The organism is Paraclostridium tenue, assembly GCF_039521565.1.
Taxonomy (GTDB): Bacteria; Bacillota; Clostridia; order Peptostreptococcales; family Peptostreptococcaceae; genus Paraclostridium; species Paraclostridium tenue.
Genome location: NZ_BAAACP010000010.1, coordinates 93,582 through 110,147, shown reverse-complemented (window position 1 = coordinate 110,147; position 16,566 = coordinate 93,582). Strand labels below are relative to the sequence as shown.

The window sequence follows — 16,566 nt, the reverse complement described above, 5'->3', positions numbered from 1 at the left end:
AACTATTTATTTTTTATATACATTAAACTTATACCATTCATTCTGTATATTTTATTAAAATAAAAAGACTCTATATTCAAAATTAATCTTAATGCTTTGAATATAGAGTCTTTTTCTATATAAATATATATTCTTAAATTTTATCAATTCTATTTTAAAATATTTCCTTTTATATCATATCTTCCTAAAATTGTATTATGATTATCTGCTTTTTCTTTTGAATCATACGGCTCACAACTTATACCTAGAACTTTATCACCATCAGTTATTATATATAAAACTGTTGAATCTGTATTATTATATTTTTTTAAATTTAATGGATGATTTTTTACTATTACAGTATATTTAGTTAAATAATCCTCATTATTTATATTGAAAGTCTTACGTTCCTTATCTGTTATGTAATAATCAGTTTCTTCATCTGAACTTATAAGTTTTAAATTATTTTCATTTAATATATTTTTAATTAATTTTGGTGTTGCTAATTCACTTTTTATACTTTCTTCTAATACTGTATATCCACATAGTAATATACCGATTAAAATTCCTATAAATAAACTTTTATTTTTTGATTTTTTATAATTATTTAATTTATCTTTTTTTATGTATTTATAAAAATTAGCATATGACATTTGCATGTACGGACCAACCCAAATATATGCTATCCCAAATGTAAATGCTACTAAAAGTATCCATCCAATAAAACTTAATGTAAATATTAAGTAATCCAATATATGTCCTTTTATCATATCTATTGATTTTTTGATTGAATCTAAAATACTAATATCCTTTTTATCTGCAATTATAAATTCTGTTTGAGAAAATATAGCAAAGAAGAATATACTTGCTATTCCTGTTATGATAGACATAATGGATATAGCTACAAAGCTACTATCTAATAAAATTATTGGAACTAATGCAAGAGGTATTGTAAGTATAAAAGCTATAACATATTGAATTAGCATAGAACCATATGCTTGATATAATCTATCAAATCCTTTTAATATATCTTTAACTTTTATCTTCTCTCCTTTAATACAATCCAAAGATATAATATTTAATCCTATTACTAAAGGTGTTTCTATAAGAATTATAATACTATTTATTAAAATATTGATTTTATAAGATGTTACTATATATTCACTTAAGATTTGAGGGATTATAGCTATTAATCCAACTATTATAGTGGCGATAGTCATCTCCTTTTTATTTATATTTAGTTGTTTTCTCGCATCTTCTTTTATCTTTACCCTGGTTTCACTATCTATCATTTTATATCCTCCTGTTAAAACATTTTATTAATTGTCATTTTTATAACAATTCCATATAAAATATTATAATTTTACTTTTATCACTAAGTATTTATTCTTTAGTAAGATAATTTCACTTTATTTGTTTTAATGTAAGGTAAAATATCCCCACATTATATAGAAAATATTACCATATAACTTATACATTGACAATTGTATATCATTATATAAAATATGATTTTTAATCTAGATAAAGCTTTATAGAAATTTTCATTCTTTGCAATAAAAAATAAGCTCTGAATCTTCAGACCTTATCTTTTAAGTTCTAATACATTTCTTTCTTCTCTATCATAAAAGTATTTATTATTTACATATTTATTTACAATTTTAATTATGATTTCATTATTTTTATTATTTGTGATAAATTTATTATTATCTAAAAGTTATGATATCATCTTCTTTTACAACTATAAGACTTCCTGAATTTATAATTAAAATCCTGCTACCTGTTAAAATATAATAAAATTTATATCAAAAAACCAAGGTTATTTAAAATTGATATAAACATAAAATTTGATTTACAAATCTTACTCATTTATTCATCATTATTCCTAAAGTTTAATTTTGTTTTTTAATTTTTTCTAAGTTAATTTTTAGACCTAATTGTATATAATTTTATTTAAGAACCTACTATAGTTCCACCATTAGGGTGAAGAACTTGCCCCGACATATATCTAGAATCATCACTTGCTAAAAATACATAGCTAGTAGCAACTTCAAATGGTTGCCCGGCTCTATTCATAGGAACTTTACTCGTTCCACTACCAAAAGTTTCTACCTGCTCAGCAAAAAAAGAAGATGGAATTAATGGAGTCCAAATTGGCCCTGGCGCAACTCCATTCACTCTTATACCTTTATCTACTAATGATTGAGAAAGTGATCTAGTAAAAGCTAGTATTGCTCCTTTAGTTGCACTGTAATCTATAAGTAATGGCTCTCCTTGATATGCTGTAATAGAAGTTGTGTTAATTATAGATGACCCTTTTTTCAAATGTGGAAGAACTGCTTTTGTCATATAAAAGAAAGGATATACATTGGTTTTAAAAGTAGTATCTAATTGTTCTGATGTAATATCTAGTATACTATTTTGAACAAACTGTACAGCATGATTATTAACTAATATATCAATTTTTCCAAAACATTCTATAGTCTTTTCAACAACTAATTTAGACATTTCTTCATCTCTTAAATCTCCAGGTACTAATAGACATTTTCTTCCTAAGCATTCTATATAAGCTTTAGTTTCATTTGCATCTTTATCTTCACAAAGATATGAAATAACAACATCTGCACCTTCTTTAGCAAATGCATAAGCTACAGCCCTTCCTATTCCGCTATCTCCTCCAGTAATAATTGCAACTTTATCTTGTAATTTATTACTTCCTTTATAAGATGGATTATCTGATATAGGTCTTGGCATCATAATATACTCAAGTCCAGGTTGGCAATTTTGATGTTGAGGTGGAAATGATACTTTTACTTCTTCACACTTTTCCTTTTTAGTTATACTTTTATAAACTGGATACATAAAACACCATCCTTAATTATTAATTTATAAATTTAAACTTAACACAATATAAATTGTATTAATTAAGGATATTATTGGTGACATAAAAGATATATTTTTTAATATTAATATATTTTTATAAATATTTTATGTTTTTCAATACCTGTCTAAAAATTGACATAGATAAAAAAATAAAATATAATTTCATTATAATACTCAATAGTATCATATAGTACTTAATAGTACTTATAATAAAGAGGTGAATTATGAATAATAAAAAAGAAGTTATCATGCAAGTTGCACAAAAATATTTTAATGACCACGGTGTTAGGTACACATCAATAGATGATATTGTTAAAGAATGTAAAATATCTAAATCTACATTTTATAAATACTTTCCAACAAAAGAAGATTTGATTTTAGAAATTTTGAATTACTTAAATAAAAACTTTTCTAATTCATCTATCTTGATAGATACAGATGATACAAAATCCCCTAATGAAAAGTTAAAAGAAAAAATAAAACTTGTATTAGATTATTTAAAATATAATCAATCTTTTAATTCTAATATTTTAGGAGAATTTTCAGAGATTAAAGAAGTACCTGTATTAAAAATAAAAAGAAAAATAAAATCTAATATGATAAACTCCTACCAAACTCCTTTAATATTAGTTTATGGTGAAGATATAAAACCTTTTATATGGGAGTTAATATTTATTGTTGATAGTATAGTACATGAATTTAACCTTGTTATGAAAATAAATAAAAGAACTTTTAGTGTAGACTATATATTTGAATTTATAACTAAGCAAATAAATTTAAATATAGAAAATCTAAAACAAAACAAAAGTATTATAAATAAAAATATATTCTATTCTATAGATGAAATTGGTGAAAGTAATTATAAAGACTCTATAAAAGATGTATTTTTAAATGTAGTATATTCTATAAAAGATTGCATTAAATTAAACGAAAATGAAAAATTATCTAAAGCAATAATAAAAATAGAAGAAGAATTTAATTTAGGTAATTATAATTCATTAACTATGGATGCTATGATAGCATACTTAGAAAAACAAGAATCTTTAAAAGAATATACAAAAAAATTAAACAGATTAATAGCAAAATTAGGAGATGACATAAGAAGTGGAGAATAAAAAAGCAAGAAATTTAATAGTTTTAGTACTAATGTTGGGGTCTTTCTTAACAGGACTTGCCCAAACTGTACTAACTTCAGCACTACCAAGCATTATGCATGACTTTTCTGTAACTGCAGATACAGCTCAGTGGTTAACATCAGTTTATATGCTAGTTTTAGGTGTAATGATTCCTGCAACAGCATATTTAATAAGTAATTTTCCCACTAGAAAATTATATATTAGTGCTATGTCACTATTTTTTATAGGATGTGCAATATCTATATTTACTAAAAACTTTTCATTATTGATTTTATCTAGAATTTCTCAAGCTATGGGTGCAGGAATAATTATGCAATTAGTTCAAGTTTCAATGATAAGCCTATACCCTAAAGAGGAAAGAGGTACTGCTATGGGTATATATGGTTTTGTAATTGGAGTTGCTCCAGCAATTGGTCCAACAGCATCTGGATATGTGATTGATAACTTTGGATGGAGAATTTTATTTTATATATTAGGATTTATTGCAATATTAGATATTGTATTTGCATACTTTACCTTAAAAAATGTTACAGAAACTAAAAAATCTAAACTTGAATTCATATCATTAATATTATCAACGTTCGGATTTGGAGGATTGTTAATCGGAGTTTCAAATGTGGGAGCTTATAGCATATCAAATCCTATAACATATATACCAATAACAGTTGGAATTATATCACTTATATTATTTACAATAAGACAATTTAAGGCAAAATCACCTCTTTTAAATCTAAAGGTACTTAAAAGTAAGCAACTTGTAATATCAATTATAATACTAATGATTTTATATGCATCATTTACATCTGCAACTATGATTTTATCCTTATATATACAGTCAACACGAAAAATGTCAGCTATGATTCCAGGATTAGTTATGCTTCCAGGTTCAATACTTATGTCTTTATTAAGCCCAATATCAGGACGTATACTTGATAAACATGGAGTAAGAATCTTAGCTATTTCAGGGTTTGTATGCTTAGCAATAGGAACATTTTCATTTTCAAATCTAAGTGAAACAACATCGATATTAATGTTAACTATTATGTATTCATTTAGAATGCTAGGAATAACACTTTTATTAATGCCAATTACAACTTGGGGCCTTAATTCACTTAAGCCATCAGAAATTGCAGATGGTAGTGCTATTGGTTCAACACTTAGACAAGTTTCAGGAGCAATAGGTTCATCTATATTTATATCTATAATGACAAGTTTTACAAATCATAGTTTAAGTAATTCTAAAGTAATTTCAGATATAGCTGGTATGGATGCAGCCTTTAGATCTGCAACTATATTGGTATTAGTTGGATTAGTAATATCATTAATATATGTAAAAGATAAAAAAACAAAATCTAAAAAAATAGATAATGAAAATTTAATATTAGAGTAAAATAAAAAAGGATATACACTCACAATATATAAATGTGGATGTATATCTCTTTTTTATTATTTTTATTTTTCCGTTAATCTATCAATAATACTCACAAGATTTGCTATTTCAGGTTTAGTTATTTGTTCATCTGCACCAAGTGCTTTACCTTTAACATGTATTTCTTCACTTATTAAAGAAGAGAATAAAATTACTGGTATTTGCTTAAGAACACTATCTTCTTTAACAAGTTTTGTTAATCTATGTCCATCCATTAATGGCATTTCAATATCCGATACTATACAAGAAACATGTGCTTCAATTGGATCACCTGAAGTTTTTGCTTCTAATAAATAATCCCATGCCTCTTGTCCATTATCTGCTTTAACAGTATTTACATATCCTGCTTTATGTAGACACTCAGTGATTAATTTTGAAAGTAACATTGAGTCTTCTACTATTAAAATAGTTTTATCGCTATTTTTACGCTCACCTAATTTTTGTATAGATTCAAATTGAATGCTAGATTCAGGGCTGATTTCTGCAACAATTTTTTCAAAATCTAAAATAGTTATAAGCTTATCTTTATATTTCGCAATACCTGTTGCAACACCTTCATCTCCTCCATAAATAACTCTATCTGGTTTATTTATGGCTTCCCATGAAACTCTGTGAATACCAACTACTGCATCAACATGAAATGCAATGTTTAACTTATTAAAGTGAGTAACGATAAATATATCCTTACTTGAGTCATTACCTTTAGGAATATTTAAGTATTTTCCTAAATCTATTACAGTTATAATTTCATCTCTTGATTTAAATACTCCTTCTACATCATCATGTGCATTTGGCATTTTTTTAATCTCTTGTGCCATCATGATTTCACGAACTTTTGCTACATTTATACCAAATGATTCACCTGAAATTGTAAATTCCATAATTTCAAGTTCATTAGTTCCGGATTCCAAAAGTATTTTTGTTTGACTTGTATTTTCTGAAAATCCCATACTCAACCTCCTATATAAAAAATAATTCTCAAAATAGTATTACTCATGCTTATATACGGATTTTATTTGTAATTCTGGAGGTTTCTTTGTAATTAGTTATCTTTATACATATTTGTTTACTTGCTAATATTTGTAAATCATAATAAGTAAATTATATGTGTTAATTTAATATATATTATTTAAATTATATATAAAATAATAATTATTATTACTATAACCATTAATATTCCAGTTAAGTTATCCACTATTGCTCCTGGATTTAGATATACATATGGATTTATATTAAATAACTTGTTATTTTCTTTTTCATTTTCTTTTCTTATTGCTTCTATTGCTAGCATCTTAAATTTTAATTGCACTGGCGATATTATACCTTCTTGAAATATTTCTTCCAGATTATTAGTCTCTTTTGATATTACTTGTTGTTTTTCTTCATCTGTTTTACAGTTTTTTATTTGTTCTTTTAAAACTTTAACTTCTTCTTTTGATTGTTGTGCTATTTGTTTTATTTCAGGATACTTATCAGTTATAAGTTTTTGTTCCTTGTATGTTAATTTTTCTCCTTTTATTATTTTCGTAGCTATTACTTCTACTTTTTTATCTTCTAAATTAATTTTTTGAGAGAACTTTTCAACTTCTTTTACTGCTGCCATTTTTATTTTTACTTGTACTTTTGGTAATAATCCTTTTTTATCCATTACTTTTATATTAGTAATTTCTTTTGATATTACTTGTTGTCTTTCTTCTTCTGTTTTACAATTTTTTATTTGTTCTTTTAAAACTTTAACTTCTTCTTTTAATTGTTGTGCTAATTGTTTTACCTCAGGATATTTTTCAGTTATAAATTTTTGTTCATCAGAAGTTAATTTTTCTCCTTTGATTATTTTTGTAGCTATTATTTCTGATTTTTTGCTTTCTAAATTAATTTTTTGAGAGAACTTTTCAACTTCTTTTACTGCTACCATTTTTATTTTTACTTGTACTTCTGATAATAATCCTTTCTTATCAATTACTTTTATATTTTTTATTGCTTTTGATATTACTTGTTGTCTTTCTTCTTCTGTTTTGCAGTTTTTTATTTCTTCTTTTAAATCTTTAATTTCTTTTTTTGATTGTTGTGCTAATTGTTTTATATCTGGATATTTTTCAGTTATAAGACGTTGTTCTTTTGGAGTTAGAGGTTCTCCTTTAATCATTTTTATAGCTATTAATTCTACATTTTTTAACTCTTCTTTAATTTTTAGAAAAAAATCTTTAACATCTATGTCTTCAACCTTACTTTGTGTAGGTATTTCTTCATTGTTAGGTTTTGTAGGTAGTTTTATGTATGGATTCATATTATATGAATTTTTATTTATATTATTAATCATCTCTTATTTGCTCCTCAAGTGAAGTATATATTATTATTCACGCTACTATATATTATCCTTATAGTAATTATACGGTTTAGTAGGTTATCTTTTAAGCTTTTAGCCTAATCCTTAAAACTAGACAATATAAATACCTTGGACTATAATGGTTATAAAACCATAACTATTAATTTTAAATTATATGCATACTTAAAGTGAAGAGAGGATAATTATGAGTAAAATAGGATTAATATTAGAAGGTGGCGGTATGAGGGGAATATATACTGCTGGAGTGTTAGATTTTCTTATAGAAAAAAATATAGAGGTAGATATAACAATTGGAGTGTCAGCTGGAAGCTGTCATGCTTCTTCTTATATATCGAAACAATATAAAAGAGCTTTCAATGCTACTATCGACTATATAAATGATAAAAAATATTTAAGCTTTGGTAATTTAATTAAAACAGGCTCAATATTTGGTATGGATTTTATATTTAATACAATTCCTAATGAACTAAATATTTATGATTATGATGCTTTTAGCAAATCTAAAACTAAATTTGTAGTAGTTACTACAAATTGCGAAACAGGCAAACCTGAATATTTTGAACTTACAGATTTAAATAAAGAAATTATTTATATGCAAGCATCTTGTTCTATACCTGTGTTTGCAAATATAGTTGAAATTGATAATTATAAGTTAGTTGATGGTGGAGTTACTGATTCAATCCCTATAGAATATGCCTTAAATCAAGGTTACAAAAAAAATATAGTTGTTTTAACTAGAGATATAACTTATAGAAAGGGAAAACAAAAATTTATTTCTATTGTAAAAAGAAAATATAAAAAATATCCTAAACTTGTTAAAGCTATTGAATCTAGACATATTAACTATAATAAAAGTCTTGATTTAGTAAATAAATTATCTCAAAGTGGCGACGTTCTTGTAATTAGACCGAAAAAACCTGTTAAAGTTAGTCAAATAGAAAAAAATGTTGATAAGCTTACTGCATTATATAAAGATGGTTATAATGATGCAAAAGAACTATCTGATAAAATTCTAGATTTTATAAATAAAGCTGGAAACTAAAAAAGCCAGATAAAGATCTTATAGTGAATACAATATTTATATGTATTTCTTATAAGATTTTTATCTAGCAATATATTTTTTTATATTAAATTAATTAAAGATTTTTATCTAAAATTCTTCATTGTCAAATATCATCTTGCCATCAAAGTATTTAGCTCGTTCATCTTTTAAATTAAATTTCTCAAGAAGTTCTTTTAACATTTGTGCCTGACTTGATAACTCTTCACTTGCAGCAGCACTTTCTTCAGCAGTTGCTGAATTAGTTTGTACAACTACAGATATTTGTTCAACTCCAGTATTTATTTGGTTGATATTTTGTGCTTGTTCATTACTTGCATCTGCAATTTCTTGTATCACTTCTGCTGACTTTTTAGCCCCATCAACAACTTCTTCAAGAGATTTTGCTGTTTCTGAAACGATTACAGTTCCATTTTCTATTGCTTTAAGTGATTTTTCAATTAACTCAGCTGTATCTTTTGCACTTTGTGCAGATTTTGCAGCAAGATTTCTAACTTCATCAGCAACAACAGCAAATCCTTTACCAGCTTCTCCTGCACGTGCTGCTTCTACAGCTGCATTAAGTGCTAAAATATTTGTTTGGAATGCTATATCATCAATATTTTTTATTATATTTCCAATTTCATTTGATGTATTGCTAATTTCGTCCATTGCAGCAATCATTTCTTGCATTTGCTCTTTTCCTTTATCTGTTGCAATACTTGAATTTACAGATATTTCTTTTGCTCTCTCAGCATTTTGTGCAGTTTCTTTTATTTGCACTGAAATTTCATTTATAGTTGCTGAAAGTTCTTGAATTGAACTTGCTTGTTCTGTAGCACCTTGAGAAAGTACTTGAGCACCTTCTGCTAACTGATTTGAACCGATTGCAACTTGTTCTCCAGAAGTATTTATTTGTTCTAAAGTACTGTTTAAATCATCTACTATTTTATTTACAGCTATTAACATTGGTTCAAAATCATTTACAAATAGATCACTTAATTTATCATCGTCTACGTCAATATCTAAATTACCATTACTAATTTCAGTTAATATATTTGTAAGTGTATTTATCATTTCTCTAAAATCAGCAACTATTTTACCTGTAGCATCTGCTACTAAACCTATTTCATCATCTGCGTCTATAATTGGTGTTTCTGAATTTAAATCACCTTCAGCTAATTTTTTCAATCTTTCACTGCATTGTTTTAATGGATTTCCTATTTTATTAGCAAATCTTATCGCTGCAATAAATGCTGCAATTGTAAATAATATAGCTAATATAATTGTGATTATAATTGAAGTATACATTTGTCCAAGGAAATCATTTTTATTTACCATTATACCTATACCCCAATTATTACTATTTTTTACTGGAGCATAACTTAAAATCCAACTTTCTCCTTTTAACTCAACATCAGTATATCCTGTATTTCCTGAAATAAGTTTTTTATCAGCTTCTGCAAAAGGTTGTAAGTTTGAATTAGTTTGTGCAGCTTTTATAGTATTTTCCTTACCAATAAGACTAGTATCTCTATGAGCTATTGTTGTTCCTTCATTATCTAAAAGATAAGAATAACTATTTTTACTTATTTTTATGTTATTAACAATTTCATTTAAGAAATCTTTATCTGCATCAAAAGTTACAACCCCTACTATTTTACTACCTTGTACTCCATTTTCCCAAATAGGTGCTGAAACTACAAGTGTAAGATTTCCTGTTACTTTACTAACAACAGGGCTACCCATGTATGCTTTTCCTTGCATAGAAATTTTAAAATAATCTCTACTAGAATAATCATTTCCACTAAATAAATCTTTACCATTTGCATCTATAATTTGACCTAATGATAATCCATATAATTTTTCTTGTCTAGTTATTATGTTTTTCTTTTCCTCTACACTTATCTTAGGATCTGAAATTTCTTTTATAATACCTGTTTGAATTGCTGCATTTTTTAGGTTTGTAATTTTTTGAGCAACGGTTTCCGCTGCTTCTTTAGTTGTTTCTACTACTGTATTTGATAAAATAGTATTAGATGTTTTATAGTTTAAATAACTTGTAATTGCCCCTAAACATAAACAACAAATAACTGAAAAACATACAATTATTAAAGTAAGTTTAGTTTTTATACTTTTTATTCCGTCTTTACTTTTTTGTCTTAATTTAAATTTCATTTTTTTATCTCCCGTTATTTTATCTTTGTACGTTAATCTTTTATCATGAAACCCACTAAAATTAACACTTTAAGACTTAGTTATACTTAGACTAATTATAAAGCTACTTATGTTTTTGTGATTATCCATAATAAACCTCCTTCATAAAGTATTATAATTTTTTAATCCATTTACATAAGATAAAAATAAAAGAGCATCAACATGGACCCGTCAACACTCTTCTTTTCAATACAATTTATGCAACTGGCTGACTTAAAAAAAGTCCCTATAGCTTTGCGTCGCCGAATCACTCCGGGTTTGCTAATTAAATTAAGTTTTATTTTATATTTAAATCCACATTCATCTTAGCATAAATGGGGTTTTTTGTAAATATTTTAAAGTTTTTGTATGTTTTTCAGGAATTTTTAACGATAAATCATTATAAAATTATAAGAAAAGCTAAGTTTATAATAATATAAAAAGGTATTGATTGATTATCAATACCTTTTCTCTTATTTTAATAAATTAAATTATTTATATTAACTTTATGTTCCACAAAAAGTTCTATAAGGACAACTTGAAGGTTTTGGTAACTGTGAATACTCCTCTTGATCTTTTGAGTGATCATATGGTCTTGAAATTACATCAAGAAGCTTCATCATTACACTAAAGTCACCTTTATCACCAGCTGCTATTGCTTCCTCTACTCTATGATTTCTTGGAATTACTGCTGGATTAGAATTTTTCATCAATTGATGAACTTGTTCTTTTGATTGCGGTTGCCTTTTAAGTCTTTCTTGCCACATATTATACCAATTATCAAATTCTTTACTACTAAACATACCTTTATCTTTATTTTTATCAAAGGTTAAATTAATAAAAGTATTAGTGAAATCTTCATTATGTTTTTCCATCATACTAAGTAAATCTTCAATTATAGTTTTATCTTGTAGTTCTTCATTAAATAGTCCAAGTTTTTTTCTCATATTAGATAACCAATTTAAATAATATGATTCATAAAAATTAGAAATAGCATCTTGTGCTATTTTTATAGCTTCTTCTTGATTTTCATGTAATAAAGGCAATAATGTTTCAGCAAATCTACATAAATTCCATTCAGCCATAATAGGTTGATTTTTATAAGCATATCGACCTTTAGTGTCAATTGAACTAAATACGGTATTTGCATTATAATTATCCATAAAAGCACAAGGACCATAATCAATAGTTTCTCCACTAATCGTCATATTATCAGTATTCATAACCCCATGAATAAATCCAACAGTTTGCCATTTCGCAACAAGACTAGCATGAGCTTTTATTACTTCCTTGAGTAAATTTAGATATTTATTATCATCATCTTTTATGTGTGAATAATGTCTTTTTATTGTATAATCAGCTAATATTTTTACTTCATCTACTCCTTTAAATCTTGCTGCATATTCAAATGTCCCAAATCTAATATGGCTAGAAGCTACACGAGTTAAAATTGACCCTTCTTTTATGCTTTCACGAATTACAGATTCACCAGTTTTAACTACTGCTAAACTACGAGTAGTTGGTATACCAAGACCATACATAGCTTCACTTATTATATATTCACGAAGCATAGGTCCAAGAACTGCTCTTCCATCTCCTCCTCGGGAATATGGAGTTTTACCAGAACCTTTAAGTTGAATATCATATCTATCTTTTGACGGTGTTATTTGCTCACCTATTAATAATGATCTTCCATCTCCTAGCATTGTAAAGTGTCCAAATTGATGACCTGCATAAGCTTGAGCAATAAAAGCCCCTTCTTCTATAGTTTCATTACCTGCAAGTATTGACACTCCATCATGACTTTTTAGAGCATCACTATTTAATCCTAGAGATTTAGCTAAACTTTCATTTAAAATAACTAATTTTGGTGAGCTAACTTTATTTAAATTAATTTTGCTATAAAATGCTTTGGGCAAGGTAATATAGCTATTATCTAAGTTCCATCCCATCTTTATAATTTCTTTTTTATTAGTCATTTTTTCTCCTTATATATTCCATAATTTTAGTGTGATGTTTCTACTCTTATTTAATATACCCTTGTTAACAATATAAAATAAGTTTGTTTTTATTAAAAAACTTATTTATATTTAATTAAGTTGCCAATTTTTTTATATAAAATCTTGACCTTATTCTACTTATTAAATTTTAATTTTTTCTTTTAATTTTTACATTGCTGTAAAGCCTGTTATTTTCTTGTTTTTTATAATCATTTTTTATCTTTATTACTATTTAAATTTTAAAATAGGACATCCTGCTTCGGTGCTACAATATAAATATCTAAATAAAAAAGGGGGATATCTAGATGAATAAAAAATTGCCTAAAGGTGCATATGGGGGAGTATCTGGCAAAGATTATGTTCCTTATATAACCGATAAATCAAAAACAGGTGGCAATATAGCAGTACTTATTATAGGTCTTGTATTGGCATCAGTATTTGCAGCTTCTACTGCATATTCAGGTATGAAAGCAGGACTTACAGTTGCTGCCGGTATTCCTGGTGCAATAATAGGTTCAGCTTTTGTAAGTATGTTTGCAAAGCATAAAGGTATACTTGGTAAAAACTTAATTCAAGGTATGTCAAGTGGTGGAGAATCAGTTGCTAGTGGACTTATATTTGTATTACCTTCTGTTATTTTAATTGGTAGTCAAATTTCATTCATTGAAGGAGTTGCAGTTGGTGTTGGTGGTGTTTTATTTGGTATTGGTGTAGCATCACTTGTTCATAATTATTTAATAATTGAAGAACATGGTAAACTTGTTTATCCTGAATCAATGGCTATATCTGAAACATTGGTTGCTTCAGATAGTGGTGGAGATTCTATAAAGTATATGGGTATTGGCTTTGGTATTGGTGGAATCATAACTGTTTTAACTAGTTCATTTTTAAATTTAACAAATAATGTAATTAGCTTTATAGGTAGTAAAAGTTACAAATGGAAATTTGATATGGAGGTTAATCCTCTTTTATTAGGAATTGGATTTATTGTTGGTATTGAAATTGCTTTAACAATGTTTGCTGGTTCTGTGTTATCAGTATTTGGTATTACTCCTTTAATAGGATACTTTACTGATTTAGCTAAAGATGGTGTTATGGTATGGAATGACCCTTCAATGCCAATAAATGAAATGACTGTTCAAGCAATATCTAGTAGTTATGTTAAATACATAGGTGCTGGTATGATGCTTTGCGGTGGAATAATAGGTGCTATAAAACTTATCCCAACTATAATAGCTTCAGTAAAAGAAACAGCTAAAGCAAGAGCTACTGCTACTAAAGGTGATGGTTCTTCTGCTCAAATATTAATATTATTAGGTGGAATGGTTGTTGGATTTATAGCTTCATTTATAGTTTCTAATAGTTTTATGATGGCTATAGTAGGTGCTATATTATCATTAGTATTATCTTTATTATTTGTTATAGTTGCTGGACGTTTAACAGGAACTATAGGAACATCTAATTTACCTGTATCTGGTATGACTATCGCATCTTTAGTTATAGTTACATTAGTATTTGTTCTAATGGGATGGAAATCACCAACTGATAATAAATCTTTACTTTTACTTGGTTCATTCATAGTTGTTTCTATCGCAATAGCTGGTGGATACAGTCAATCTCAAAAAGTAACTTATATCATAGGTGGTAGCAAAAATGAAATGCAACGCTATTTTACATTAGCAAGTATTGTTGGTGTTGTAGTTGTTGTTGGAACTATGATATTATTATCAGACCAACTTAGAATAACTGGTGATAACCCACCATTTGCACTACCTCAAGCTAACTTAATGTCAACATTAACATCAGGTATAATGTCAGGTGAATTACCTTGGGTTATGATTATAGTTGGAGTATTTATGGCAGTTGTTTTATACTTATTAAATTTACCTATAATGACTATCGCTATAGGATTTTATTTACCAGTTGCGACAACTTCTATAATATTAGTTGGAGCATTAATTCGTGTATTAGTTGAAAAAACTGCTAAAAATGATAAAGAAAAAGAAGTTAAAATTTCTAATGGTATAAGTTTATCTTCTGGTTTAGTTGCTGGTGGATCTATACTAGGACTTATAGGAATAATATGTCAAGTTACAGGATTAGTTGGAGGAAATACACCTAGTGGCTTTGCCGCAGGTAATGAAATGGCAATAATCTTATTAGCTGTTTTAGTAATACTGACTACTATACCTATTGTTAAATCTAAGGTGAAAAATAATGAATAATAATGATATTTTAAATTTAGTTTTCAAAGTTTCTAGTAATGTTGATTATGAAGTTCATAATGATTTAGTTACTATAATTGAAAAGCAAGATCATTTTATACAAAAATTTTTTAGGAAGTTAAAGTTTAAAATTCCTATGTATAAAAAGATTGAACTTGATAAATACAGTAGTTTTGTGTTTTTACAAATAGATGGTAAAAAAACTGTTGAGGACATAGGTTGTAGTTTAGAAAATACTTACGGTGAGGATTCTCATCCTCTTTATGAAAGATTATTAGTTTTTTTAAATCATATCGAGGTTAATTGTAAGTATATTGAAAAGATAAGTTAATGAGTTATTAAATGAATATTAAAATTTAAGGGATTATAACTATAATGTTATAATCCCTTTTTTAGGTTTTTAATAATAAATACTTAAAATACTTTTATAACTATACCTTCTTATAGCCTATTTGTATAGTATGATATAATGAATATAAAAAATTATACATTTTAATAAGGAGACATCTATGGATAAAATTGCACAAAACAGAGAATTTTTTAAAGCTGATTTCGAAATATTAAAGCAGATAAAAACTGATAAACAAAAAGGAATACCTGCTCCAACTTTTCAAAAAGAGTATGATTCAAATTCTGATTTAATAGAATTACCGCCTTTAAGCAAAGACATTTTAGTTAAACCTAACGTATTAGATTGTATAAATGATAGAAGAAGTATAAGAAAGTATAGTGATGAAAAAATAAATTTATCTGAACTTTCATACTTGCTTTGGGCTACTCAAGGAATACAAACTGTAAAAGATAAATCAAGCGCATTAAGAACAGTACCTTCTGCTGGTTGTACTCATCCTTTTGAAACATATTTAATAATAAATAATGTTGAAGAATTAGAGTGTGGAGTTTATAGATATTTACCACTAGAGCATAAACTTATGTTTATGAAAACTTTAAATAATATAGATGATGAAATAGATAAAGCAACTCCTAACCAGCCTTTTGTTCAAAATTTTGTTTCTAAAAGTGCTGTTGTATTTGCTTGGAGCTGTATTCCATATAGAAGTGAACATAAATTTAGTATAACTGCTCATAAAAAAATACTTATAGATATTGGTCATGTTTGTCAAAATCTTTATATAGCATCAGAATCTCTTAACTACGGTACTTGTGCTATTGGAATTTATGATCAAGATATAATTGATAATATGCTAGATTTAGATGGAGAAAATGAATTTGTAATTTATATGGCTTGTGTAGGAAAAAAACTAAAATAAAGTTATTTAAAATTTAATATAAATACAATGATTTGTATTGTTTAAATAAAAATCTCAAAAACAT

12 protein-coding genes and 1 riboswitch are annotated in these 16,566 nt (G+C 26.5%); of the genes, 6 read left to right on the top strand and 6 right to left on the bottom strand.

From position 1 onward, the window contains the following. Positions 1-149 precede the first annotated feature (149 nt). Together ABFX13_RS09470 and ABFX13_RS09465 are read right to left on the bottom strand one after the other, a co-directional pair. Complete coding sequence (locus ABFX13_RS09470) at positions 150-1,271, bottom strand: DUF975 family protein (protein ID WP_346045311.1); 1,122 nt, start codon at positions 1,269-1,271, stop codon at positions 150-152. Between the two features lie 658 nt (positions 1,272-1,929). After that, positions 1,930-2,838, bottom strand: coding sequence for an SDR family oxidoreductase (locus ABFX13_RS09465; RefSeq protein ID WP_346045306.1), 909 nt, complete (start codon positions 2,836-2,838; stop codon positions 1,930-1,932). A gap of 245 nt (positions 2,839-3,083) precedes the next feature. On the opposite strand from ABFX13_RS09465, the gene ABFX13_RS09460 reads away from it, so the two are divergent. Then, positions 3,084-3,974: a TetR/AcrR family transcriptional regulator gene (locus ABFX13_RS09460; protein WP_346045304.1), complete on the top strand. Its 891-nt coding sequence runs from the start codon at positions 3,084-3,086 to the stop codon at positions 3,972-3,974. Continuing rightward, positions 3,964-5,385 (top strand): MDR family MFS transporter, encoded by a 1,422-nt coding sequence (locus ABFX13_RS09455; protein ID WP_346045300.1) that lies wholly within the window; start codon positions 3,964-3,966, stop codon positions 5,383-5,385. The genes ABFX13_RS09460 and ABFX13_RS09455 overlap by 11 nt, the downstream gene beginning before the upstream one ends. Before the next feature lie 62 nt (positions 5,386-5,447). Here the strand turns inward: ABFX13_RS09455 and ABFX13_RS09450 are convergent, their stop codons facing one another. Then, positions 5,448-6,374, bottom strand: a complete 927-nt coding sequence (locus tag ABFX13_RS09450; protein ID WP_187006325.1) for a chemotaxis protein — start codon at positions 6,372-6,374, stop codon at positions 5,448-5,450. 179 nt (positions 6,375-6,553) lie between these two features. Continuing rightward, positions 6,554-7,744: a hypothetical protein gene (locus tag ABFX13_RS09445; RefSeq protein ID WP_346045298.1), complete on the bottom strand. Its 1,191-nt coding sequence runs from the start codon at positions 7,742-7,744 to the stop codon at positions 6,554-6,556. Positions 7,745-7,955: 211 nt separating this feature from the next. On the opposite strand from ABFX13_RS09445, the gene ABFX13_RS09440 reads away from it, so the two are divergent. Then, entirely contained in the window at positions 7,956-8,813 is an 858-nt protein-coding gene (locus ABFX13_RS09440; RefSeq protein WP_346045296.1) for a patatin-like phospholipase family protein, read from the top strand. A 108-nt stretch (positions 8,814-8,921) separates the two neighbouring features. Here the strand turns inward: ABFX13_RS09440 and ABFX13_RS09435 are convergent, their stop codons facing one another. Continuing rightward, positions 8,922-10,988 carry a methyl-accepting chemotaxis protein gene (locus ABFX13_RS09435; protein ID WP_346045294.1) on the bottom strand — a complete coding sequence of 689 codons (2,067 nt, stop codon included), beginning with the start codon at positions 10,986-10,988 and terminating at the stop codon, positions 8,922-8,924. Between the two features lie 235 nt (positions 10,989-11,223). Further along, positions 11,224-11,300, bottom strand: a riboswitch (cyclic di-GMP riboswitch). A gap of 212 nt (positions 11,301-11,512) precedes the next feature. Continuing rightward, positions 11,513-12,985, bottom strand: a complete 1,473-nt coding sequence (locus tag ABFX13_RS09430) for a protein adenylyltransferase SelO (protein ID WP_346045292.1) — start codon at positions 12,983-12,985, stop codon at positions 11,513-11,515. 326 nt (positions 12,986-13,311) lie between these two features. On the opposite strand from ABFX13_RS09430, the gene ABFX13_RS09425 reads away from it, so the two are divergent. The 3 genes from ABFX13_RS09425 to ABFX13_RS09415 all read left to right on the top strand — a co-directional run bounded on the left by ABFX13_RS09425 (position 13,312) and on the right by ABFX13_RS09415 (position 16,502). Beyond that, positions 13,312-15,231 carry an OPT family oligopeptide transporter gene (locus ABFX13_RS09425; RefSeq protein WP_346045290.1) on the top strand — a complete coding sequence of 640 codons (1,920 nt, stop codon included), beginning with the start codon at positions 13,312-13,314 and terminating at the stop codon, positions 15,229-15,231. Beyond that, a complete protein-coding gene (locus tag ABFX13_RS09420; RefSeq protein ID WP_428833874.1) occupies positions 15,224-15,562 on the top strand; it encodes a PqqD family protein in 339 nt (112 codons plus the stop codon). The genes ABFX13_RS09425 and ABFX13_RS09420 overlap by 8 nt, the downstream gene beginning before the upstream one ends. A gap of 178 nt (positions 15,563-15,740) precedes the next feature. Beyond that, positions 15,741-16,502: a SagB/ThcOx family dehydrogenase gene (locus ABFX13_RS09415; protein ID WP_346045288.1), complete on the top strand. Its 762-nt coding sequence runs from the start codon at positions 15,741-15,743 to the stop codon at positions 16,500-16,502. Positions 16,503-16,566: the final 64 nt, after the last annotated feature.